The organism is Streptomyces sp. NPDC051105, assembly GCF_040682795.1.
In the GTDB taxonomy this organism is placed as follows: domain Bacteria; phylum Actinomycetota; class Actinomycetes; order Streptomycetales; family Streptomycetaceae; genus Streptomyces.
The window spans coordinates 622060-644189 of record NZ_JBFBBR010000001.1 but is presented as its reverse complement, the minus strand read 5'-3'; the positions used below and the strand labels follow the sequence as shown (position 1 = coordinate 644189).

Sequence of the window (22130 nt, the reverse complement as noted above, 5' to 3'; positions counted from 1 at the left end):
CAGGGGTAACCCGAGAGATGACTGCGACCGGCTGTACGCAGCGCCAGCCGGCGGCAGAACGGGGCCGCCACCCAGGTTGGAGGAATCTCGTGAACGGCGAATCGACCATCCCATCCTGCGAGACGCGTTTCCCCGCTGTCACGGAGAGCATCGCGGCCGCCCGGCACTGGGTCCGGGACTGCGTGGAAGGTTTCGGCGGCCCGCTGCACCAGCACCGGATGATCCAGACCGCCGAACTGCTCGTCTCGGAAATGATCACCAACGCCATCCGCCACGGCGCCGGCCCACCCCTGATCCGACTCACCTGGAACGGCCGGCTGCTACGCATCGCGGTCAGCGACTACAGCGACCGCTGGCCGCGCCTGCATGTCACCAAGAACACCGAGCCCGGCGGCTTCGGCATGCAGCTCCTCGAACGGCTCGCGCACCGCTGGGGCGTCACCCCGCGCCACCCCGGCAAAACGGTCTGGGCCGAACTCAGCCTCGCTCCCTGAGCTCGCCCTCCCCCTCCCCGAGCGTGAGTCAGCATGGGCGCCACTGCGGGAGGACACCTACTCGGTCGCATGAAGTGCACCAGCTCGCCTCCCCGGGACCGTGCAGGCCAGGCCCGGCCCGATCCCCACGCCTGGCCGGACTGGGCGTCCGCGGTGTCTGACCGAGTATCGTGAAAGGCGATCGGTAGAGCCGCCGTGCGGCCGAGCCCGGGGAACTGGGGGCAAGAGCGTGGATGTCGTACCTGGCGTGGACGGGTTCTGCGCCGTGCCGCCGCGGGGCGCGGTACTGCAGATCGATCCGTTGCCTGACAGATCGGGGCTGGGGGCGATAGGGGAGATCAGCATGAACACACGGTCCGTATGGCAGCAGGCGCTGAATCAGTTGGTCGAGCGTCGCGCGGATGTGCTGCACATGGATCTGTCCCGGGTGAGGTTCGTGGATGTGGCCGGTGTGACGGACCTGGCGGTCACCGCCCAGCGTCTCCCCGAGGGGCAGCGCATCGTGCTTCACGGGCCACCGCCGCAGGTGCCACGCATCCTTGAGCATTTCTGGCCCGACATCGTCGCGATCGAGGTGGCTGCCTGATGAGCACAGCCACCTCGCACGAGCCGTTCGTTCACCCGGCTCTCTTCTACCGCGGCGCGGACCAGTACATCGAGGGCACCGTTCCCTTTCTGCGGGAAGGGCTGGACGCCGGTGAGCCCGCAGCCGTCGCCGCTCCGCCGGATCGCCTGGAGCTGATCCGTGAGGGGCTGGGTGAGCGAGCGGCGGAGGTGCGCTTCATCGACATGACCCAGGCCGGCCGCAACCCCGGCCGCATCATCCCCAGCGTGCTGCGCAAGTTCGCCGACGCCCAGCCGGGCGCCCGCCGGGTCCGCATCATCGGCGAGCCGATCTGGCAGGGTCGTTCCGCCGTCGAGTACCCGGCGTGCGTCCAGCACGAGGCGCTGATCAACACCGCTTTCACCGGGCGCGCGGTGACCATCCTGTGCCCCTACGACGCGGGGAAGCTGGACGAGCAGGCCCTCATCGACGCCCTGGCGACCCACCCGGTCGTCATCGACGCCGATGGCCAGACGCCATCCGCCGCCTATGGCCCCGAGCAGATCATCGCCCGCTACAACGAGCCACTGCTCGCGCCCCTCGACGCCGCGGCCCGCCCGTTCGCCGCCCAGACACTGCCCGACACCCGCGACTTCGCCGTGTCCCAGGCGCGGTCCCTGGGCGTGTCCGGCGTGAGCCTGGGAGATCTGGAACTCGCGGTGGCGGAGCTGACCACCAACAGCGTCATCCACGGCGCCGGCTCGGGGACACTGCGGATCTGGGCCGAGAGCGACCGGATCGTCTGCGAGGTCCACGACGGCGGACAGCTGACCGACCCCCTGGCCGGCCGGCGCCCGCCGAATCCCACGCAGCCCGGCGGCCGTGGACTCCTACTCGTCCACCAACTCGCCGACCTCGTCCGCGTCCACACCGGCCCGGACGGCACCACCATTCGCTGTTACCTCCCCAGCTGACCAGGACCAGGTGGCGGGCCCGCTCGACACAGCACGGGTACAGGTCTCGACACAGCACAGGTATAGGTAGGGGAGTACGGGGTAGGCGCTGCGCCGTCGGCCGTTGTGCAGGCGGTAGTGGTCGGCTCGAACTTTGGGAGGGCACAGCATGGCGGTCATGAGCATTCCGGCGGCACTGGACGCACGAACGAGCGAGCTGCCGGAGGTCGCCGACCCCTCCCGGGTGGCGCCCAAGGACGCTCGCCAGCTGTCCCGGCTCTTCTTCGAACAGCTGACGGTCCTCGAAGAGGGCACCCCCGAGTACAGCTACGCCCGCGGAACGCTGATCGAGATGAACATGTCCCTGGTCCGATACGCGGCCGGCCGGTTCCGCAGCCGCGGCGCGGAGGAGATGGAGGACATCGTCCAGGTCGGCATGGTCGGCCTGATCAAGGCCATCGACCGGTTCGAGCTGACGCGCGAAGTGGAGTTCACGTCGTTCGCGATCCCCTACATCGTGGGCGAGATCAAGCGGTTCTTCCGCGACACCACCTGGGCCGTGCACGTGCCGCGCCGGCTGCAGGAAGCCCGCGTCGAACTCGCCCGCGCCACCGAGGAACTGCGAAGCCGGCTCGGCCGCACGCCCACGGTCCAGGAGCTGTCGGAGCTGATGAGCCTGTCCGAGGAAGAGGTGCGGGAGGCCCGTCTGGCCGCCAACGGCTACAACTCCTCCTCCCTGGACGCCGCGATCAGCGGGAGCGAAGACGGCGAGAGCGCCCTGCAGGACTTCATCGGTGCCGAAGACCAGGCGCTGGAACTGGTGGAGGACTTCCACACCCTGGCTCCGCTGCTCGCCGAACTCGATGAGCGGGGCCGGCAGATCATCCACATGCGGTTCGTGGAAGAACTCACCCAGGCCCAGATCGGCGAACACCTGGGCGTGTCCCAGATGCACGTCTCCCGACTCCTGTCACGGACCCTGAGCCGCCTGCGCGAAGGCATGCTCACCCACCGCTGAGGCCCACCGGCAACGCGATGCCAGGTCTGCGAAGTCCGTCGGCGGATGCCGTCCAGAACCGGGCGACGCGCTGCCGTCGAGGTGGGCGGCAGGCGTCGGTCGATGAAGGCGGCGGACGACCCGTGGATGACTCCGAGGGCAAGCCGCTGAAGGGTACGTCGCCGCCTCGGTGCCCGGTGCCGGGGCGGCTGCCGGCGACCGCCGGCGGACGCCGGCTCCGAGCCCCGTGGCCAGGCTTCCGAGGCTCGGTCAGTTCGGAGCGTGCCCTTTGCTGAGTGCGTCGGCCGTGCGGTCGCCGAGCTGGGGGGTGAAGTGGGTTGCCCGCGCCTTCTCGCGGCGGAACGCGTGGGCGATGGCGCGCGCCTCGATGCCTGCCTGTCGAAGGACGCCCGTGAGGGGATTGGTGTATCCGGCGAAGTAGAGACGCGGGGCTTCGGGATGGGTCTGTGCCCCTACGGCGAGGGGTTGCCCGGCATCGTCGAGTACGCCCAGAGACCCGACCAGGTCGTGCAGGTTGGGCCGGTACCCCGTGGCGGCGATGACCGTGTCGGGGCGCAGTCGGGTGCCGTCGGCCAGTAACACGTCGGGACCGTCGAACGCCTGGACGGCTGCGACCGGCTCGACCCGCCCGGACCGGACGGCGTCCACGAAGCCGTGGTCGAGCACCGGGTTGACCCCTTCGCGGGCATTGCGGGTGTACAGGCCCGTGCGGGGCCGCGGCAGTCCCCGTGAGGTCAGGTCGGGCACCGCGAGGCGTTGCGTGAGCAGGGAGGTGCGGTCGCGCCACGCGAGCGGGAGGGCCTCCGTCAGCCGGCCGGCCGCATGCCATCGGGCGCTGGAGCGGGGCAGGATGTTGGGTGGGGTACGGACCGCGATCCGTACCTGTTCGGCTCCGGCTCCGGCCAGGACGCTCGCGATCTCGGTACCGCTGTTACCGGCGCCGACCACCAGGACGTGCTGCCCGCGGTAGGGGGCCGGAGAATGGTAGTGGGCGGAGTGCAGCAGCGTGCCGGTGAAGGTCGAACGCCCGGGCCAGTCGGGGATGTTCGGGGTGTGGCAGCGGCCGGTGGCCACCACGACCGCGCCGGTGGGCACCGGACCGTCGGGCGTGTGGACCAGCCACTGTGCTGTCGAACCTGGCTCGGCCCGCTCGATGTGCCGCACCGGGGTGGCCACCCGGACGTCGAGCCGATGATGGACGACGTAACCCTCCAGGTAGCGCACGTAGTCGTCCCGGCTCACCCACCGGCCCGCCTGGCGCGGCACCGACAGGCCGGGGAGTTTCGACGTGCCGGGAGTGGTGTGCAGGCGCAGGTGGTCATAGCGCTGCGCCCAGCTCGCTCCCACGCGGTCCGACCGTTCCATGATCACGGTCGGCTCTCCGGAGCGGTTCAGAAGCGCGGCGGCCGCCAGGCCGTGGGGGCCGGCTCCGATGACGATCGTGGGAGCGCCGAGGTCTCGCTGTGGTGTCGTGGGCATCGCCTCCTACAACGGCAGACCGCAGCTCACGTCACGCCCAACTGACGGGTGTGGAACAGCGGGTGACCGCCGTTACACCGGCGGTACCGAGTCGTTGGACACCGGGCAGTAGACCTTGCGGGGGATCGGTCCGCCCCAGGGCCGGGCCGTCCGGGCAGGGCGCGGCTGAGCGGTCATGAGCCTGGCGAGCCCGGGGGCATGGGCCTGCGCGGCCCCGGACTCTGTGGCGGCCTTTTCCTCCGGGTCGGCTCGCTCCACCTGTCCGATCCTTCGAGGGGCTCATGTGCAGGCAGTGACGACGCACCACCGGTCACACCGGCCACGGCTGCGGATCAGCGGAGTTTGCAAGGGGTACGGCGGCAGGCAGGTCCTGCGCGATGTGGATCTCGATGTGTCTGCCGGGACGCTGGTGGGAGTCGTCGGCGAGAACGGGGCGGGGAAGAGCACTCTGCTGGAGATCGCCGTAGGCCACCTTGTGCCCGACCGCGGAACGGTGACACGGGCCGGGACGGTGGGGTACTGCCCGCAACGGGCGGTACTGAACGACGCGTTCACCGTCGGACAGCATCTGCGGTTGTTCCAGATGGCCTACCGGCTGCCGACACTGGAGCGCGCCGACGAGCTGATGGAGCAGCTGGCGCTGACCGGCTGCCGGCGCCAGCAGGCCGGCGAACTCAGCGGCGGAACGCGACAGAAGCTGAACCTGCTGATCGCTCTCATGCACGATCCGCAGTTGCTGGTCCTGGACGAGCCCTACCAGGGCTTCGACTGGGACGCCCATCAGCGGTTCTGGACCCTGGCCGCCGACCTGCGTGATCAGGGCCGGTCGATCATCGTGGTCTCTCACCTGCTGCACGACCTGCACCACTTCGACGCGATCGCTCACCTGCGCCAGGGGCGTCTGCACTTCGAGGAGACCGACCGATGAGGCTCTCCTGGACGGCATTCACCGAACTGCTGCGGTGCACTCTGCTGGGTCACCTGCGCAACCGGCTGGCCCTGGTTCTGGCGGTCGCGTTCATCCCCGTCTGGATCGCCGTGGCACGCCTGTGCACCTCCGGCCAAGTGGTGCGCATCCGGCTGGACGCCATCAGCACCCTCGTCTCCGTCCCGGCCGGCCAGGCCGGCCAGGTGGCCAGCGCGCTGGGCGCCATCACCATGGTCGCCGGCTTCATCGCCTTCACCGAGACCTTCCAATCGCGGGAGGTGGACCGCCGTCTGTTGCTGGCCGGCTACCCGCGGCTGCCGATGCTGCTGGCCAAACTCGCTGCCGTCGCCCTCACCGCCGCCCTGCTGGCCTTCTACACCACGATCCTGCTGTGGATCTCCCTGCCCGTACGCCACACAGCACCCCTGGCGCTGGCCCTTGCGGGCGCCGGGCTTGCCTACGGCGGCATCGGTCTTCTGCTCGGCTCTCTGGTCCGCGGCGAGCTGGAGGGCTTCTTCCTCATCATCATGCTCAGCCTGGTCGACACCGGCCTGCAGAATCCCGTCTTCAACACGCTCATGGACGTGGCGGGCGTGTCCGCGCTTCCTCTGTACGGCGTGACCCAGCTGGCGCTGAGCTCAGCCCTCACCCCGCGCATCCCCTGGTCCCACGGCCTGCTCTCCCTCACCTGGTCCGCGGCGACCGGCGCCCTGGCGCTGCTCGTCCTCCACACGCACCGCCCTTCCCGCCCCCCGTGGTCCCGCAGGACGAGAGTCCAGACAGGGCGATCACGGTGAGGACGGTCTTCCTCCCGGGCTCTCGTTGCCGGCCAGGAGGCTGTCCCATCATCGGTCAGGCGGGTCCTACGGAAGGGGGCGTGCGCAGCGCGATCATGGCGACGTCGTCATCGTTGTCGCTGGGGCGGACCTGGTCCAGCAGCAAGTTGCAGAAGGAGTCGAGGGGGCGGTGGGCGAGGGAGGCCGCGTGTCGGCGCAGCCGGTCAAGCCCGTGATCGATGGAGTGGTGCGGGGATTCGACCAGTCCGTCGGTGTAGAGCAGGAGCGTGGCCTGGGGTGGCAGGACGGTGACGGCGTCGGGGCGAGGTCTGGTGACTCCGGTGCCGAGGAGTATGCCGTGAGCCTCGTCGAGGTAGCGGGTCTGACCGTCGTGGGTGATGAGCAGGGGCGGCGGGTGGCCGGCGTTCGTCCAGCGCAGGCGCCACAGTGTGTCATTCCCGAGGGTGAGCCGGGCGAGGATCATGGTGGCCATGGGTACCTCGGCTATGTGCATCACGGCATCGTCGAGCCGTGTGACGACGGCGCTGGGTGCGGCCTCGGGGTGGGACCAGGCGAAGGCGCGCAGCATGTTGCGGACCTGCGCCATGCCGGCCGCGGCGTCGAGATCGTGTCCGACGACGTCGCCGATGGCCAGTGCGTGGGCGTGGGCGGCCAGAGCGAAGGCGTCGTACCAGTCACCGCCCACGGATGAGGCGTCCGGAGCGGGTACGTAGCGCGCGGTCATCTCCAGCCCGGGCAGGACGGGCAGCTGGGGCAGCAGGTGGCGTTGCATGGTCTCGGCGACCTTGCGCTGGCGCTGGTAGAGGCGCGCGTTGTCCAGCGCCAGGCCCGCCCGGCGGGTGAGGTCCTCCAGCAGCGGCAGGTCGGCAGGGGTGAAGGCGTCGTGACCCTGGGCGCGGCCCAGGGTCAGGGCGCCGAGTACGTCCCGCAGTCCGCGAATGGGTGCGATGACGGCGGAGTGCATACCTGTCGCGCTGAACAGGCGCTGCTGCTCGACCGCAATGCCGGAGTCGGGCGGACCTTGGTAGGTGGCGGGGCCGGCGAGGGAGGAGGCGGCGCCGCGCAGAGCCCGTGACAGGGGCATCGGTGACTCTGCCGGCACGGGAGGCATCGGGCCCTCCAGGTCGTCCCGCTCGACGAGAATGCCGTCCTTGTGCTCCATCACGAGAACGCGTCGTACTTCGTCACGTTCGGTGAGCAGGTCGAACACGGCCCAGTCCGCGAGCCGGGGCACGGTCAGGGCCGCCAGCCGATGCAGCGCCTCGTCCGCGTCCAGGGTGGAGGTGAGCTGCGTGGTCGTCTCCGCCAGCAGGGACAGGCGGTCCAGTTCCGTCAGCGGCGAGGAGTGCCCGCCGTCGGTGTGGCGCACGTCCCCTGGCGTCGGCTCGTACAGCATCGCCAGCGAACCTGTCCCGCCCGGATCGGGTGAGTAGGGCGTGACCAGCCAGGACAACTGGACGAGAGTGCCGTCCCCGCAGGCGAACCACTCGGCGTCGCCATGTCTGGTGTCCCCCGTGAGGATGGCCTTCCTCATCAGGCAGCGCGTGCGCGGCACCGAGTGCCCGTATCTGTCCCGGTGCAGCAGGTCGTGGAAGTCCTGACCGACGAGTTCTGAGGCTTCCCAACCCAGCAGGCTCTGGGCCGCGCTGTTGGCCGCGACGATGAGGCCATCGTCGTCGATCGCGATGGCGGACCCACGCAGGTTTTCCAGCGTTCCGTCGAGCAGGGCGCCAGGACGCGCCTGGTCCCCGGACAGGGGATCGCCTTCCCTGCCGGAGGCGGCGACGTCGTCCATGTCCCTCCTCTGTTCAAGCATGTCTCTCCTCTGTTCAAGCCCGAATCGTGTCGGGTACCCCAACCGGAGTCCGGCATGCATCGAAGGCTCGACTTCCTGCCGCGTCTGCTCGAGTCCTGGTGGTGCGGGAAGAAGCTGTCCTTGAAGTCCCGAATGCCGGTCGCGAGTGATGAGGAGGAACGTTCCGGCAAGGTCTTCGCGGTCGCCCTGGACGTCACGGACAACGACAGCATTCCGCGCGCGGTCGAGGCCGCCGTGGAGCGGTTCGGTGGTATCGACGTCCTGGTGAACAACGCCGGCCGCGGCCTGCTCGGCGCGCTGGAGGAGATCTCCGACACGGAGGCCCGGTCGCTGTTCGACCTCAACGTCTTCGGTCTCATCAACGTCACCCGCGCCGTGCTTCCCGTGATGCGCAAGCAGGGCTCGGGCCGGCTGGTGCACATCGGGTCCCGCTCCGGTTTCGAGGGCGAGCCGGGCGTCAGCCTGTACAGCGCCTCGAAGTTCGCCGTCGCCGGCATCAGCGAAGCGCTCTCCGCCGAAATGGCGCCGTTCGGTATCCAGTCGATGGTCGTCGAGCCGGGCGTCTTCCGCACCGACTTCCTGGACGCCAGCTCCCTGTCGGTCGCCGGGAACCGCATCAGCGACTACGACGGCACCCCCGCGCACGTGACGCTCGACTGGATCGACCAGGCCAACCACGCGCAGCTCGGCGACCCCGTCAAGGGCGCCGCCCTGATCGTCGAGGTGGCCGCCGCCGACAAGCTGCCCACGCATCTCTACCTGGGGCGCGACACGCTGGAGCGGCTCGACGTCAAGTACCAGCAGGTGCAGGACGACCTCGCTCCGTGGCGCGAGAAGTCCGCGGCCACCGCGCACGACGACGCCGCCTGACACCGACGCTCCGCCGGGTGTCCGATCCGCTTCATGGCCGCCGTCCCGCGCCACGTCAACCTCACCGAGATCACCCTCCTGCCCACCGCCCAGGCTGTCTGAGATTCGTCACCGCAGGGCGGGGAGAACAGTCCCGGGCTGTTCTCCCCGCCCTGCTCGCATCGGGGCACCGCCGTGGCTCACGGTGCCGACTGGATGTCGCCGTGTGTGGAGGACGTGATGGTGTCGCCGGGTGCGAAGCCGCCCGGCGGGATGCCGGGGTGGTGTCCGACGCCGGCCGACGGCACCGTGGTCGAGGGGCCGAGGGTGAGCCGGGAGACGATGCGGTAGCGGTCTCCGCGGTAGATCGAGTGGACGTACTCGATGGGCTGTCCCGTGGTGTCCGAGGTGAGCCGCTCGAAGAGCAGTGCCGGGGACAGTTCGGGCACGTCGAGCAGTTCGGCCTCGGCCCGGGTGACGACGGTCGGCTCGATCGCCTGTACCGCCTCCTGGACGTGCACGTCGTGCTGTTCGCGCAGGTGCTCGTACAGGTCGCCGGCCTCCAGTTCCCCGGCGGACAGGGCGGGGACCAGGTCGGCCTTGATGTGCAGGTGCTCGATGGCCATCGGGGCGCCGTCGACCAGGCGCAGCCGTGCCACGTACACGATGTCGGCGGCGGGGGAGATGCGCAGCCTGCGGCCCACGCGCGCGCCCGCCGGGATGGTGGTGAACTCCAGCAGCCGGCTCGACCAGGTTCCGGCGGCCCGGGGCACGGTCATGGCCTGCTGCCCGGAGACGAGTTCCTGGGTGATCTTCTCGGGGGCCACGAACATGCCGCGTCCGTGTTCCCGGACCAGCAGCCCCGCGGCGACCAGTTCGTCGGCCGCGGCGCGCAGGGTCGGACGGGACACGCCGAGGCGGGCGCAGAGGGCGCGCTCGGAGGGGATGGCGTCTCCCGGGCGTTGTGACTCGACCAGGTCGAGGAGGAAGTCGCGCACTCGCTCCCGTTTGAGCACCGCACCCGGTTCGTCGACCCTCATGTCGCACTCCCTCTTGCCCGGAAGTCCACTTGACCAGTTGACCAGTGGCCGCCTGCAACCGTCCTCTTGACCTGGGAAGTGTAACGGCCACTGGGGGATGGCCATCCGGATATCTGCTGGACTGGGCGTCAAAGGCCGTTGGTGCACGGGGGGTTGACGCCTCGATTGGTCTATGCCACCTTCGTCCCCACATCAAGAGGTGAGCTGTCCAGTGGACTTCACTGGTCAGGTGGTCAGGTCATGTCCTCCAGAGGTGAACCGTGAAGCTCCGCTTGTTTGCCGGTGTGTCCGCGATCCTGATGACGGCCGGGCTCAGTGCCTGCAGTAGCTCCTCCGATGCCTCCGGTGACGGCTCCGGCACGAGCACCACCATCGACGTGTGGCTGATGCGCGACAGCGTCTCGGCCCGGTTCCAGAGCGACTTCGTCAAGGGCTTCGAGGCCGCCCACCCCGACATCAGGGTCAAGGTGCAGATCCAGGAGTGGGACGGGATCGGCGAGAAGGTCACGGCGGCCCTCGCCAGCAACGACGCGCCGGACGTCATCGAGACCGGCAACACCCAGGTCGCCCAGTTCGCGCAGAGCGGTGGGCTGCTCGACCTCAGCGACAAGGTCGGCGAACTCGGCGGGCAGAACTGGCTCAAGGGCCTCGCCGAGCCGGGCTCCTACGAGGGCAAGCAGTACGGGATCCCCTACTACGCGGCCAACCGCGTCGTCATCTACCGCACCGACCTCTTCAAGAAGGCGGGCGTCGACGCCACCGCGATCAAGACCCGCGACCAGTGGATCGCCGCCACCGAGAAGCTCAACACCGGTGGTACGCAGGGCATCTACCTGCCCGGCCAGAACTGGTACACCCTCTCCGGCTTCGTCTGGGACGAGGGCGGCGAACTCGCCACCGAGTCCGGCGGCAAGTGGAAGGGCAGCCTGGACACCCCCGAGGCGATCCGCGGAATGGAGTTCTACAGGAAGCTCCAGGCCCTCGGCCAGGGCCCCAAGGACGCCGACGAGGCGAACCCCCCGCAGGCGGACGTCATGGCCAAGGGGAAGGTCGCCCAGGTCGTCTCGACGCCCGGCGGCGCCAACGTCGTCATCCAGAACAACCCCGCGCTCAAGGGCAAGCTCGGCTTCTTCCCGATCCCGGGCAAGACCGCCGGCACACCCGGCGCGGTCTTCACCGGTGGCTCCGACTTCGTCATCCCCACGGCCTCCACCAAGCAGGACGCGGCCTACACCTTCATCAGGGAACTCACCGGCGACACCTGGCAGAAGAAGCTCGCCCTCGCCATGAGCTACGTACCGAACAAGACCACCCTGGCCTCCGCGGTCGCCTCCGACCCGGGCGCCGCGGCCATGGCGGTCGGCGCGGCCGAGGGCCACGCCACGCCCAACACGCCCGGCTGGGCCGCGGTCGAGGCCAAGAACCCGATCAAGGACTACATGACGGCCGTGCTCACCGGAGGCGATGTGCGCAAGGCGGCCACCACGGCGTCCGAGGCCATCACCACGGCGATGAACTCCGGCTCCTGAACCGTCGTCGACGCACGGGAAGGTGGAGTGCCGTGCCGGCAGTCCGAGAGCAGACCGCGTCCCGCCCCCCACTCACCACCCGGCCACCCCGGCGGTCCACCACCGCGGGCAGGCGGCGCCCGTCGACGGCCGTCGGCCGCGGGATCTGGCCGTACCTCCTGATCGCGCCCGCCGTCCTCGGCACGCTCTACCTGCTCGTCTACCCCCTGGTCCGCGCCGTGGTGATCTCGCTCCAGGACTTCGGTCTGCGCCAGCTCATCGTGGGCCACGCGCGGTTCGTCGGATTCCGGAACTACGGGACGCTGCTGGGCGACGACCGCTTCTGGGAGGTGGTGCGCCGCACCTTCCTCTTCATGGCGGTCAACGTCGTACTGATCATGGTGCTGTCCACGCTGGTCGCGCTCATGGTCGAGCGGCTCGGCCGGTTCGGCCGGGCCGCGGTGCTCAGCGCGCTGGTGCTGACCTGGGCGATGCCCGTCATCGCGGCGACCACCGTCTTCCAGTGGCTGTTCCACTCGGAGTTCGGCATCGTCAACGCGGTCCTGACCGACCTGGGGTTCGGGTCCTTCCACCGCTACCCCTGGTTCGCGCACGGCCCGGCCGCCTTCGCCATCGTGGTCGTCCTCGTCGTGTGGCAGTCCGTGCCGTTCGCGGCGATCACCCTGTACTCGGCCCTCACCACCGTCCCCACCGAGCTGTACGAGTCCGCGCGGCTCGACGGGGCGTCCGGGCCGCGGATCTTCCGCTCGATCACCCTCCCGATCGTCCGGCCGATCTTCCTGCTGGTGCTCTCGCTCGAAGTGATCTGGACGTTCAAGGCGTTCGTGCAGATCTGGGTGATGACCAACGGCGGGCCCGGCGACGCCACCACGATCCTGCCCGTGTACGCGGTGCAGACCGCCCTGTCGAGCCAGCGCTACGACCTCGGCTCGGCGGCCTCCATGGTCACCGTCATGCTGATGTCGGGCGTGCTGGTCCTCTACTTCCGCCAGATGTTCCGCCAGGAGGACGAGCTCGCATGAGCACCACCCGGCCCCGCATCCGCCGCCTGCCCCTCAACGCCGCCGCCGTCGTCACGGTCGTGGTCTGCCTGTTCCCGGTTTACTGGATGGTCGCCACCGCGTTCACCCCGACCCGCGACATCCAGTCCGACAACCCCCGCATCGTGCCGGAGAGCTGGACCCTCGACCACTTCCGCACCGCGGTCGGCGCCCCCGGCTTCGGCCTGTTCTGGCGCAACAGCGTCCTCGTCACGCTCAGCGCCGTCCTGCTCGCCCTCGTCATCGCGCTCGGCGCCGCCTACGCGGTCGCCCGGATGCGGTGGAAGGGTCGCCGGCAGTTCATGCTCATGGTCTTCATCGCCCAGATGGCGCCCTGGGAGTCACTGATCATCCCGGTGTACATCATCTCCCGGGACACCGACATGCTCGACCGGCTGCCGAGCCTGACCCTCGTCTACTTCATGATGACGCTGCCCTTCACCGTCATCGTGCTGCGCGGCTTCATCGGCACCATCCCGCCGGAGCTGGAGGAGTCCGCCCAGGTCGACGGCTGCACCCGGCTCGGCGCGTTCCGGCACGTGGCGTTCCCGCTGCTTGCACCGGGGCTGATGGCCACCTCGCTGTTCGGCTACATCACCGCCTGGAACGAGTTCGCGTACGCCAACTTCCTGATCATCAAGCAGCAGGACCACCGCACCCTGCCCGTGTGGCTGTCCTCGTTCCAGAACGTCTTCGGCACCGACTGGGGCGCCACCATGGCCGCCTCGACCCTCTTCGCCGCCCCCGCACTCGTCGTGTTCCTGCTGCTCCAGCGCCATGTCACCGCCGGCTTCGCGGCCGGCGCGGTCAAGGGCTGACCGCACACCCCACCCCCACGCGACACGCTTCCGGAGACGATCCATGCCCGTCCACCGATCCGTCCTCACCCTTGTCCCCCGCCCGGCCATGGCCGTGCTGCGGCCGGGATACTTCACGCTCGACGCCGAGACCGCGCTGCACATCGGCGCAGGGACCGAACCGGCCGCGGAGCTGCTGCGCACCCTGCTCGCCCCCGCCACCGGACTGGCCCTGCGGCCGTCCCCGGCCGGGCAGGTGAAGCTGGCCGTCGACTCCACCCTCGGCACCCTGGGCGACGAGGGATACGTCCTCACCATCGCCCCGGACGCCGTGCTGCTGCGCGCCGCACACCTGACAGGCCTGCTGCGCGGCATCCAGACGATCCGTCAACTCCTGCCTCCACAGGCTCTGTCGGAGACCGTGCAGACCGACACGCCGTGGCTGCTGCCGTGCTCCGAGATCACCGACCACCCGCGGCACCCCTGGCGCGGGGCGATGCTGGACGTGGCCCGCCACTTCCAGCCCGTCTCCTATCTGCGCCGGTACGTCGACCTGCTGGCCCTGCACAAGATCAGCGTGTTCCATCTGCACCTCACCGACGACCAGGGCTGGCGTATGCCGGTCGCGGCCCGGCCCAAGCTCACCGAGATCGGCGGCCACCGCACGGAGTCGCAGAAGGGCCCGGCCGGCAGCGGCGAGTTCGACGGCACCCCGCACGGCGGGGCGTACACGAGGGCCGAACTCACCGGCCTGGTCCGGTACGCGGCGGCTCGCGGCGTCACCGTCATGCCCGAGATCGAGATGCCCGGACACGTCCGCGCGGCCCTCGCCGCCTACCCCTCCCTGGGCAACCGGCCGGAGCGCGGCCTCGACGTCTGGACGCGCTGGGGCGTGTGCGACACCGTCCTCGGTGTCCACGACGAGGTCCTCGACTTCTGCCGTGACGTCCTCGACGAGGTCATGGACGTCTTTCCCTCGCCGTACATCCACGTCGGCGGCGAGGAGTGCCCCACCACCGAGTGGACGCACAGTGCCGCCGCACGCGAACGGGCGGTGGCCGAGGGCCTGCCGGACGCCGAGGCCCTGCACGGCTGGTTCCTCGGACAGATCGGCGAGTTCCTCGTGCGGCGTGGCCGCCGCCCGGTCGGCTGGGCCGAGACCGGCGCCGAACTGCCCCTCGACTTCACGGTGATGACCTGGCGCGACTCGGCGCACACCCTGACGGCCGCCCGCCGCGGCCACCCCGTGGTCAGCGCGTACCACCGGGCCACCTACCTCGACTACGCCCAGTCCGGCGACCCGAGCGAGCCGCCGGCCCAGCCCGGAACCGTCGTCGACCTGCGTGCCGCCCACGCCCACGACCCCGTGCCCGAGGACGCCGAGCCGGACGTGGCCGAGCGGGTGCTCGGCACCCAGGCCCAGCTGTGGACCGAGTTCGTCACGATGCCCGCCCACATCGAGTACCTCACCTACCCCCGGCTGTGCGCCCTCGCCGACCGGGCCTGGAGCGGCGCCACCGACTGGGCCGACTTCCGGTCCCGCCTCGACGAACACACGGCCCGGCTCGACGCGCTCGGCGTCCGGTACCACCCCTGACACCACCTCTGACACCGCCCCGGACACCACCCCAGACCCTGTCCCGTTCCGGAATCACCCCACCTTCTGGAGAGGAACAACGATGAGATTCGCGAAGAACCGGCTGCGCGCGGCCGCGTCCGCCGCCGTCGCGGTGGCCATGGGAGCCGCCGCGCTCACCGCACTCCCCGCCACCGCCAGCGCGGCCGGCGACGGGCTGAGCGTCCAGTACCGTACGAGCGCCACCGGAGCCACCGCCGACCAGGCCGAGCCCTGGTTCAAGGTGAAGAACACCGGTACCACCAGCGTGGCGTTGAGCGGCGTCAAGATCCGCTACTACTTCAGGGCCGACTCGGCGAGCGCCACCTACCGCTTCGCCTGTTCCTGGGCCGTCAAGGGCTGCGCCAACGTCACCGGCACCTTCGGCACGCTCGCCAACCCGACCGCCACGGCCGACCGCTACCTGGAGATCGGCTTCACCTCCGGCGCCGGCTCCCTCGCCCCGGGCGCCGACACCGGCGACATGCAGCTGCGCTTCTACCAGTCGACGTGGCAGCCGCTGGTCCAGAGCGACGACTACTCCTTCGGCGCCTCCCAGACCTCCTACGGCGACTGGGCCAAGGTCACCGCGCAGCTGTCCGGCACCACTCTGTGGGGCCAGGCCCCCGCCGGCAACGACCCGACGGACCCGCCCACCGACCCGCCGACCGACCCCCCGGCCACCGGTGCCACACTCTTCGACGACTTCAACTACAGCGCCTACAACGACCCGAAGATCTCGGCGCACGGCTGGAGCGTCCGTTCCACCTCCGGCGGCCCCGGGGTGTCCGGCGCCACCTGGGCGCCCGAGAACGTCACCTTCGCCACCTCCAGCGGCAACTCCGTCATGAACCTGGAGACCTCGACCGCGGGCACCGGCGAGAGCACCAGGCAGACCGAGGTCGTCACCAACGCGCGGAAGTTCAAGAACGGCACCTACGCGGCCCGGGTCAAGTTCGACGACGCACCCAGGTACGGCCCGGACGGCGACCACCTCGTCCAGACGTTCTTCACCATCAACGACCTCACCGCCCCGATGGCGGACGACTACTCCGAGTACGACTTCGAGTACCTGCCCAACGGCGGCTGGGGTGAGTCGTCGAACATCCTCTACACGACGTCCTGGGAGACCTACCAGCCCGACCCGTGGGTGGCGGTCAACCAGCACACCGAGGGCCGGCAGAGCTACGACGGCTGGCACGACCTGGTGCTGACCATCGACAACAACAACATCAAGTACTACGTCGACGGCCGGCTCTTCGGCACCCATGACGCCGCGTACCTGCCGGAGCGGCCGATGTCGATCAACTTCAACCAGTGGCTGATCGACTTCGGCGGCCTGACCAGCTCCACCGCGCGGGCCTACGACGAACAGGTCGACTACGTCCTGCACGTCAAGGACCAGGTCCTCACCCCGGCCCAGGTCGCCGCCAAGGTGACGGCGTACCGCGGCGCGGGCACCACGTTCGAGGACACCGTGCCCAGCAGCTGATCCCGGCGCCGCCGCGCCCCGCGCATCACCGGGACCGGGTGCGCGGCGGCACCGGACCGCTCCTCCGACGCTCCTCAAGTCGCTCGGCACCTACGGAACGTGACCGCCAGGCTGACTCCCGTCCGGCGTGATCCGGCAGCCCTGAGCACGCGGGGCGGCGGAGGCTGCCGAAAGGCGTCGCGCCGCTCAGGACGCGAGGTAGCAGGTCTTGCTCACGCCGGGCAGCGGATCGGCACCGAACGCCGCCGTCGTGCAACCGGCCCCGCCAGTGAACGACTTGTAGAGGAAGCGGCCCCGTGCGCCGTAGGCGACGGTCTGCTGTCCGCCGAAGGCGCACGTGCCGCCTTCGGCGGAGCAGGTGGTGGCGTACCCGGCCGGGCCGCCGGTGGCGGTGTAGCAGGCTTTCGACTCGCCGGGGATCGGGTCGCCGAACGCGGCGTCGGTGCACGGGGTGTCGCCGGTGGCCTTGAGCGTGGTGAACGCTCCGAACGCGCCGTACATCACCGGCTGTCCGGCGGCGGCCGCGCACGTCCCGTTCTGGTCCGCGCACTTGGTCCAGCCGCCGGCCGGTGCTCCGGCGGGCGGCAGATAGCAGGACTTGGCGACGCCGTCGATCGGGTCACCGAAGTGGGCGTTGGAGCAGGTGATGGAGCCGTTGGTGACCTGGTGGACGAAGTTGCCGTTGCCGCCGTAGACGACGTCACGGTTGTAGCCGGGCACGGCGCAGGTGCCGCCCTCGGCCACGCAGGCGGTGTATCCCGGCGGGCCGCCCGCGTCGGCGACGTAGCAGGACTTGACGAGGTTCGGCGCCGGGTCGCCGCGGAAGGAGTCGTTGGTGCAGGCGGTGCTGTCGGTCACCGTCTTGTACGTGTACGTCCCGGCCCCGTAGGCCACCGAGCGGGTGCCGCTGAAGGAGCAGGTGGCGCCCTCGCCCGCGCACCGGGTGTAGCCCGCGCGCAGTGCACCGGTGGTGGCCGGGTCGGCGGGGGCCGCCGGGTTGCCGAGGCCGGTGGCGGTCACGGTGTAGCCGCCCGGGGCGACACCGGTGAGGTGGACGTAGGTGTCGTCCTGGCTCGCGCCGGTGATGCCGGTGGCGGGGGTGAAGTTTCCGTTGCTCCAGACGACGGTGCCGTTCACGGACACCGTGATGTCGCCGCCGCCGGCCTTCGGGACGCCGATACGGCCGGTGGTGCCGGCCGGGCTGGTCAGGTGCGCCGAGTAGGTGCCGGCGGCGGGGTCGCGGGACCAGGACGCCTCGACGGCGCCCTGGGGCAGGGTGATGCGCCCCTCGGCACTGGTCAGGTCGCCGGGGTGCGGGACGAAGCGGTAGGCGCCGGTCGCCGACTCGGGTGCGGTGCCGAGCACGTCGAAGGTGAGCGTGGAGGTGGGCGCGGACGACCAGCCGTGGGCCAGGCTCATGAACGCACCGCCGTAGGCGAGACCGCCGTCGGCCTTGACGCCCTCCCAGAAGGTGCTCCTGGTGCCGATGTCGGTGGTCAGCATGTGACCCCAGGTGCGGCGGATCTGGTCCAGGGCGGTGTAGTCGTCGTTCGCCGTGAAGCGGGCGTTGAGCTCCATGCCGCCCGCGAAGGGCGAGACGTTGCCGCCCCATTCGGGCGTGGTGGGGCCGTACGCGCCCCAGTTCTTCCCGAGCCCCGCGACGACGCTCCGCGACTTGGCCGCGGAGTCGGTCAACCCGTACCAGACCGCGAGGGAGTTGCCGTCCTGCGGGTACAGACCGCTGGTGGGGTTGTCCTTGTACATGCCCTTCGAGGCGTCCCACAGGCGGGAGTTGGCCGCGGCCCTGATCGCGTCCGCCCTGCCGGTCCAGCTCGTGGCGAGCGCGCTGTCGCCCTCGGCCGTGGCCAGAGTCGCGCCGCCCCTGAGCGCGGCGTACAGCAGTGCGTTGGCGGAGATGTTCTCACCGCCCTGGCCGAACCGGGCCCAGTCCTGGGTGCGGGTCACGTCGAGCAGGTTGTTGCCGTCGATCTTGTTGATGATGAAGGCCATCCCGCGCTTGTATCCGGCCCATTCGGAGTCCAGCCACGCCCGGTCGGCGCTGTAGGTGTAGTACGTCGACGTGCCCAGCAGCGTCCAGGTGTGGTACGTGTCCGAGCCGGTGAGGTTGAACGGCGGCCCCGACCAGGGGATTTCACCCGCCGCCGACTGCGCGTCGTACATCGTCGTGAGGGCGTTGCGGGTCGAGGTGAGGTCACCGGAGTACGCGTACTGCGTGGGGACGGCGATGCCCATGTCGCCCGGCCACACCGTACGGTCGCGCTTGGCGCCGTCGACCAGCACGGAGTCACCCACGCCGACGGTCGCGCCGTTGTCCCACGCCGAGCCCGGCGGGGGCCAGGCGCGGCCCTGGTTGGAGGCGATCGTGTTGAGCTGGACCGTGTACGCGCCGGCGTACCAGATGCGGTTGAGGAGGTCGTCGCTGGAGTGGAAGTAGTTGGCGTAGTCGGCCGGGTTCGATTTCCCGGGCGCCGCGGTGAAGCCGAGGCTGACGCCCTTGAGGTCCACCCAGCCGGAGGTGTCCAGGAAGACGGTCAAATAGCGGAAGCCGCCTCGAAGTTGAGCAGCGGGGACCGTGTAGGTGCCGTTGGCGGAGGCGGTGGCGTGGAGGGCGCCGTCCTCACCGTCACGGCCGCTGCTGCGGTCGCTGTTGTTGCCCACGTACAGGGACGACTCGCTGAAGGCCAGACCGACCCGTTGGCCGCCGTCGCTCACACCCCCGAAGGATAACGTTGTCAGGCCGCCGACCTCTTCGTCGAAGTCGAGGGTGATGGCCGACTGCGAGCCGGAGATCCGGGTCGGCTGTCCGCTCAGGACGTTCTGCGGGTTCGCGACGCTGCCGGACGTGCGATAGACGGTGGTCGGCTTGAGGGTGCGTGAGGTCGGCGAGTAGTTCAGGGGGTCGACCGCCGCCGCCCGGACGCCCGTCGGGGTGGCCGTCGCGGACATCGGCACGGCGTCGGTGGAGGGGGCCGGGCCGGCGGCGAGCGCGGTGGACGCGAGGACGGCGAGGCCGAGCAGGTGACGCCGGCCCGGCGGTCTGCTCAGTGGTGAGCGACGGCGCATGGAGACCTCCTGAGTGGGAATGCCTGAGGGAGTGGATGTTCTGAAACGATTCAAAACGGTGCCGCACGAAGCCTGGTGCCTGTTGCGACCGCTGGATGCGCGAGGAGCCTCGCCGAAGTTCCACCGATGATGGGCGCCCGAAAACCGGGTGTCAACCCGTCACGGCCGCCTCTCGACTCCCTTGGAACGGGGCGCACTTACGGCATTGACAGGGCTCCGCCAAGCCGGTTCACTGCCTCGCAGACAGGTATGGACCAGTGCTCGATTCGGCCCGGCTCGACAAGAGCTCCCGGCCACCGCCACGCGCGCCGACCGTCGTCCCCCATCGTGAAATCGAGGCGAGTCCCGGGTGTCCTCACGCAGCTCAGACATCGTTGTCACACCACGCCTTCTCGGCTTCCTCCTGGCGGCCGCGCTCGCGTTCGCCGCCCTGGTGCCGGCCGCGACGCCCGCGTCCGCCGCCACCCAGGTCTGTGTCCTGGCCTGTGACAGGCTCGACCCCTCGCAGGCCCGGCAGGAGACCTTCCCGGTACCGGACAAGGACCTCAACGGCCGCCGCCTGGAACTGCACGTGTCCGACGCGGACGACATGGCGTGGGCCAGCATCGACGCCGGCGTGACCGGGGACTCGGTGTGGCTGGACCGTTCCTGGGACGGCGGCGCCACCTGGGAGGGACTGCTCGGCAAGGCGAGCATCCCGGGCACCTGGACCGGCACCAGGACGCTGATGTACAACATCACCGACCCCCGCGGCCACCGCCGGGGGCTCGTCCGGGCCTGCGGCGACGCGGCAGGCGTCGGCTGCACGAACTGGGTCTATCCCACCGTCTGCGACACCCTCTGCGACGGTACGAGCGCGGGCCAGGCGGCCGGCGACGACCAGCCGGTACCGTCCACCACCCTCTACGGCCGCACCATCCGGCTCCACGTCGACCAGCGGAACTCCATGGCCTGGGCGAGCATCGACACCGGTGGCGCCGGTGACGAGATCTGGCTGGACCGTTCCTGGGACGGCGGCTCCAGCTGGCCCGACGGTTCCTCCCTCGGCCGTACCGCCACACCCTCCGGAGCCACCGGCACCCGTACCGCGATGTACGCCACCCGCGACCCGCGCGGACTGCTCTACGGCGGCGCGGTCCGCGCCTGCGGCCGGGAGGCGAGCCACAACGAGGGCAGCTGCACGGCCTGGGTCAGGCCCGCGCCGACCAGGGCGCGCGCGGCGGCGGACGCGCTGATGACGTCGTACGACCCCTACAACGGCTGGTGGCCGAGCAGTTGGTGGAACTCGGCCGCCACGCTCACCTCCGTCATCGACTTCGCGAGGACCACCGGCACGCACGACTACGACTGGGTCATCGCGCGCACCTTCGACCGGAACAAGGGCGTCTTCGCGGCCGGGACGCGCAGTTCGGACGCGATCGAGGGCGACTTCATCAGCCGTTCCATCGACGACTCAGGCTGGTGGGCGATCGCCTGGATCGACGCGTACGACTACACCCGCGACTCCCGGTATCTCAACGAGGCCGTGACCATCGCGAACTACGTCCAGCAGTACTGGGACACCGGCACCTGTGGCGGCGGCGTGTGGTGGGACCGTGAGCGGACCTACAAGAACGCGGTGACGAACGGGCAGTACCTGTGGCTGACCACCGCGCTGCACCAGCGCATCCCGGGCGACACCGTCTGGCTCCAGCGGGCGAGGACGTCCGCCGCCTGGTACAAGGCCAGTGGGATGATCGGCTCCTCGGGGCTGGTGAACGACGGCCTGACCTCGTCCTGCGCCAACAACGGCTCCACCGTGTGGAGTTACAACCAGGGGCTGGCCATCGGCGGCTTCACCGAACTGTGGAAGTCGACCGGCGACAGCGCGCTGCTCACCACCGCGCGGACCCTCGCCGATGCCGCGATCAGCAGCCCGGCGCTGACCTCCGGCGGAGTGCTCACCGAGTCCTGCGACGTCGGCTCGGCGTCCTGCGACGACAACCAGAAGCAGTTCAAGGGCATCTTCATGCGGAACCTCGCCGACCTGGCGACCGCCACCGGCGCCGCCACGTACCGGAGTTACGTCCAGAAGCAGGCGGACACCATGTGGGCGCAGGACCGCACCTCCCTCAACGCCCTGGGCGAGCGCTGGGCCGGTACCAGCCCCAACCAGACCGACTGGCGGACCCAGGCCAGTGCCCTCGGAGCGCTCACCGCCGCCGCGGGCTGACGGCGGAACCGGCCGACACGGGCGGGCACTGCAGCCCTGGCCGCGAAGGTCTTCGACGCCGTCGCCGGATACGGCGTCCCGCGCATCCACTTCGGCGTCGGCACCGGCGAACTGCTCCTTCCCGCACTCCGGGTAGAACCCGGGCAGGCAAGCTCTTCGAGTACGGCGGCGCTGGTGGTGCCGTTGACGTTCATGAGGGGCCTTCTTTCGGTATGCGCTATGGCGAAGGGGTGGGGCGGGGCAGGTCAGCCGAGCTTCATGACGTAGCCCGCCTCCTCGAAACGAGTGTCCGGCGGCTACGGCAGCCGCCTGACCATCAGGTTCGTGGCCCGGCGGTGCCGGAACCAGGCCGCTCTGTCCCTAGGTGGCCGGCACCCACGATCCGCCCGGCTCGCGATGCTGGGTGCGCGGCACCCAGGAAGCCCTCACCTGGGGAGACGGCG

18 protein-coding genes are annotated in these 22130 nt (G+C 70.2%); 13 read left to right on the top strand and 5 right to left on the bottom strand.

Features of this window, described 5'->3' with window-relative positions; translation table 11 throughout:
- The first annotated feature begins 89 nt into the window (after positions 1-89).
- From AB0N16_RS02910 to AB0N16_RS02895, 4 genes are all read left to right on the top strand, one after another.
- Complete coding sequence (locus AB0N16_RS02910) at positions 90-494, top strand: ATP-binding protein (RefSeq protein ID WP_365792354.1); 405 nt, start codon at positions 90-92, stop codon at positions 492-494.
- 247 nt (positions 495-741) lie between these two features.
- Positions 742-1080 carry an STAS domain-containing protein gene (locus AB0N16_RS02905; protein WP_365792352.1) on the top strand — a complete coding sequence of 113 codons (339 nt, stop codon included), beginning with the start codon at positions 742-744 and terminating at the stop codon, positions 1078-1080.
- The gene (locus AB0N16_RS02900; RefSeq protein ID WP_365792350.1) at positions 1080-2012 is read left to right on the top strand and encodes an anti-sigma factor RsbA family regulatory protein; all 933 of its coding nucleotides are present in this window, start codon (positions 1080-1082) and stop codon (positions 2010-2012) included. The genes AB0N16_RS02905 and AB0N16_RS02900 overlap by 1 nt, the downstream gene beginning before the upstream one ends.
- 148 nt (positions 2013-2160) lie before the next feature.
- Positions 2161-3009, top strand: coding sequence for an RNA polymerase sigma factor SigF (locus tag AB0N16_RS02895; RefSeq protein WP_365792348.1), 849 nt, complete (start codon positions 2161-2163; stop codon positions 3007-3009).
- A 249-nt stretch (positions 3010-3258) separates the two neighbouring features.
- Here the strand turns inward: AB0N16_RS02895 and AB0N16_RS02890 are convergent, their stop codons facing one another.
- Entirely contained in the window at positions 3259-4488 is a 1230-nt protein-coding gene (locus AB0N16_RS02890) for an NAD(P)/FAD-dependent oxidoreductase (protein WP_365792346.1), read from the bottom strand.
- A gap of 72 nt (positions 4489-4560) precedes the next feature.
- A complete protein-coding gene (locus AB0N16_RS02885) occupies positions 4561-4746 on the bottom strand; it encodes a hypothetical protein (protein ID WP_365792344.1) in 186 nt (61 codons plus the stop codon).
- 67 nt (positions 4747-4813) lie between these two features.
- Here AB0N16_RS02885 and AB0N16_RS02880 point away from each other — a divergent pair, with 67 nt between their 5' ends.
- Together AB0N16_RS02880 and AB0N16_RS02875 are read left to right on the top strand one after the other, a co-directional pair.
- Entirely contained in the window at positions 4814-5416 is a 603-nt protein-coding gene (locus AB0N16_RS02880) for an ABC transporter ATP-binding protein (protein WP_365792776.1), read from the top strand.
- Positions 5413-6213, top strand: a complete 801-nt coding sequence (locus tag AB0N16_RS02875; protein ID WP_365792342.1) for a hypothetical protein — start codon at positions 5413-5415, stop codon at positions 6211-6213. Before AB0N16_RS02880 ends, AB0N16_RS02875 begins: the two co-directional genes overlap by 4 nt.
- Before the next feature lie 55 nt (positions 6214-6268).
- Here the strand turns inward: AB0N16_RS02875 and AB0N16_RS02870 are convergent, their stop codons facing one another.
- Complete coding sequence (locus AB0N16_RS02870; protein ID WP_365792340.1) at positions 6269-8029, bottom strand: SpoIIE family protein phosphatase; 1761 nt, start codon at positions 8027-8029, stop codon at positions 6269-6271.
- A 54-nt stretch (positions 8030-8083) separates the two neighbouring features.
- On the opposite strand from AB0N16_RS02870, the gene AB0N16_RS02865 reads away from it, so the two are divergent.
- Positions 8084-8899 (top strand): SDR family NAD(P)-dependent oxidoreductase, encoded by an 816-nt coding sequence (locus AB0N16_RS02865; protein ID WP_365792338.1) that lies wholly within the window; start codon positions 8084-8086, stop codon positions 8897-8899.
- A gap of 179 nt (positions 8900-9078) precedes the next feature.
- On the opposite strand, the gene AB0N16_RS02860 is transcribed toward AB0N16_RS02865, so the two are convergent.
- Positions 9079-9918, bottom strand: coding sequence for a GntR family transcriptional regulator (locus AB0N16_RS02860; RefSeq protein ID WP_365792336.1), 840 nt, complete (start codon positions 9916-9918; stop codon positions 9079-9081).
- 260 nt (positions 9919-10178) lie between these two features.
- On the opposite strand from AB0N16_RS02860, the gene AB0N16_RS02855 reads away from it, so the two are divergent.
- The 5 genes from AB0N16_RS02855 to AB0N16_RS02835 all read left to right on the top strand — a co-directional run bounded on the left by AB0N16_RS02855 (position 10179) and on the right by AB0N16_RS02835 (position 16391).
- Positions 10179-11447 carry an extracellular solute-binding protein gene (locus AB0N16_RS02855; protein WP_365792334.1) on the top strand — a complete coding sequence of 423 codons (1269 nt, stop codon included), beginning with the start codon at positions 10179-10181 and terminating at the stop codon, positions 11445-11447.
- Positions 11448-11479: 32 nt separating this feature from the next.
- The gene (locus AB0N16_RS02850) at positions 11480-12469 is read left to right on the top strand and encodes a sugar ABC transporter permease (protein ID WP_365792332.1); all 990 of its coding nucleotides are present in this window, start codon (positions 11480-11482) and stop codon (positions 12467-12469) included.
- A complete protein-coding gene (locus tag AB0N16_RS02845) occupies positions 12466-13305 on the top strand; it encodes a carbohydrate ABC transporter permease (RefSeq protein ID WP_365792330.1) in 840 nt (279 codons plus the stop codon). The genes AB0N16_RS02850 and AB0N16_RS02845 overlap by 4 nt, the downstream gene beginning before the upstream one ends.
- Before the next feature lie 43 nt (positions 13306-13348).
- Positions 13349-14881 (top strand): beta-N-acetylhexosaminidase, encoded by a 1533-nt coding sequence (locus AB0N16_RS02840; RefSeq protein ID WP_365792328.1) that lies wholly within the window; start codon positions 13349-13351, stop codon positions 14879-14881.
- Positions 14882-14963: 82 nt separating this feature from the next.
- On the top strand, positions 14964-16391 hold the full coding sequence (locus tag AB0N16_RS02835; protein WP_365792326.1) for a cellulose binding domain-containing protein: 1428 nt from the start codon (positions 14964-14966) through the stop codon (positions 16389-16391).
- A gap of 186 nt (positions 16392-16577) precedes the next feature.
- On the opposite strand, the gene AB0N16_RS02830 is transcribed toward AB0N16_RS02835, so the two are convergent.
- Positions 16578-19475, bottom strand: a complete 2898-nt coding sequence (locus AB0N16_RS02830; RefSeq protein ID WP_365792324.1) for an alpha-L-rhamnosidase — start codon at positions 19473-19475, stop codon at positions 16578-16580.
- A gap of 589 nt (positions 19476-20064) precedes the next feature.
- Here AB0N16_RS02830 and AB0N16_RS02825 point away from each other — a divergent pair.
- Entirely contained in the window at positions 20065-21687 is a 1623-nt protein-coding gene (locus AB0N16_RS02825) for a glycoside hydrolase family 76 protein (RefSeq protein ID WP_365792774.1), read from the top strand.
- Positions 21688-22130: the final 443 nt, after the last annotated feature.

Excerpts from the sequence above, each read along its gene's own strand:
- AB0N16_RS02900 (WP_365792350.1), top strand. The coding sequence starts at position 1,080 with ATGAGCACAGCCACCTCGCACGAGCCGTTCGTTCACCCGGCTCTCTTC.
- AB0N16_RS02895 (WP_365792348.1), top strand. The coding sequence starts at position 2,161 with ATGGCGGTCATGAGCATTCCGGCGGCACTGGACGCACGAACGAGCGAG.
- AB0N16_RS02890 (WP_365792346.1), bottom strand. The coding sequence starts at position 4,488 with ATGCCCACGACACCACAGCGAGACCTCGGCGCTCCCACGATCGTCATC.
- AB0N16_RS02875 (WP_365792342.1), top strand. The coding sequence starts at position 5,413 with ATGAGGCTCTCCTGGACGGCATTCACCGAACTGCTGCGGTGCACTCTG.
- AB0N16_RS02870 (WP_365792340.1), bottom strand. The coding sequence starts at position 8,029 with ATGCTTGAACAGAGGAGGGACATGGACGACGTCGCCGCCTCCGGCAGG.
- AB0N16_RS02865 (WP_365792338.1), top strand. The coding sequence starts at position 8,084 with ATGCATCGAAGGCTCGACTTCCTGCCGCGTCTGCTCGAGTCCTGGTGG.
- AB0N16_RS02860 (WP_365792336.1), bottom strand. The coding sequence starts at position 9,918 with ATGAGGGTCGACGAACCGGGTGCGGTGCTCAAACGGGAGCGAGTGCGC.
- AB0N16_RS02845 (WP_365792330.1), top strand. The coding sequence starts at position 12,466 with ATGAGCACCACCCGGCCCCGCATCCGCCGCCTGCCCCTCAACGCCGCC.
- AB0N16_RS02840 (WP_365792328.1), top strand. The coding sequence starts at position 13,349 with ATGCCCGTCCACCGATCCGTCCTCACCCTTGTCCCCCGCCCGGCCATG.
- AB0N16_RS02835 (WP_365792326.1), top strand. The coding sequence starts at position 14,964 with ATGAGATTCGCGAAGAACCGGCTGCGCGCGGCCGCGTCCGCCGCCGTC.
- AB0N16_RS02830 (WP_365792324.1), bottom strand. The coding sequence starts at position 19,475 with ATGCGCCGTCGCTCACCACTGAGCAGACCGCCGGGCCGGCGTCACCTG.
- AB0N16_RS02825 (WP_365792774.1), top strand. The coding sequence starts at position 20,065 with ATGGCGTGGGCCAGCATCGACGCCGGCGTGACCGGGGACTCGGTGTGG.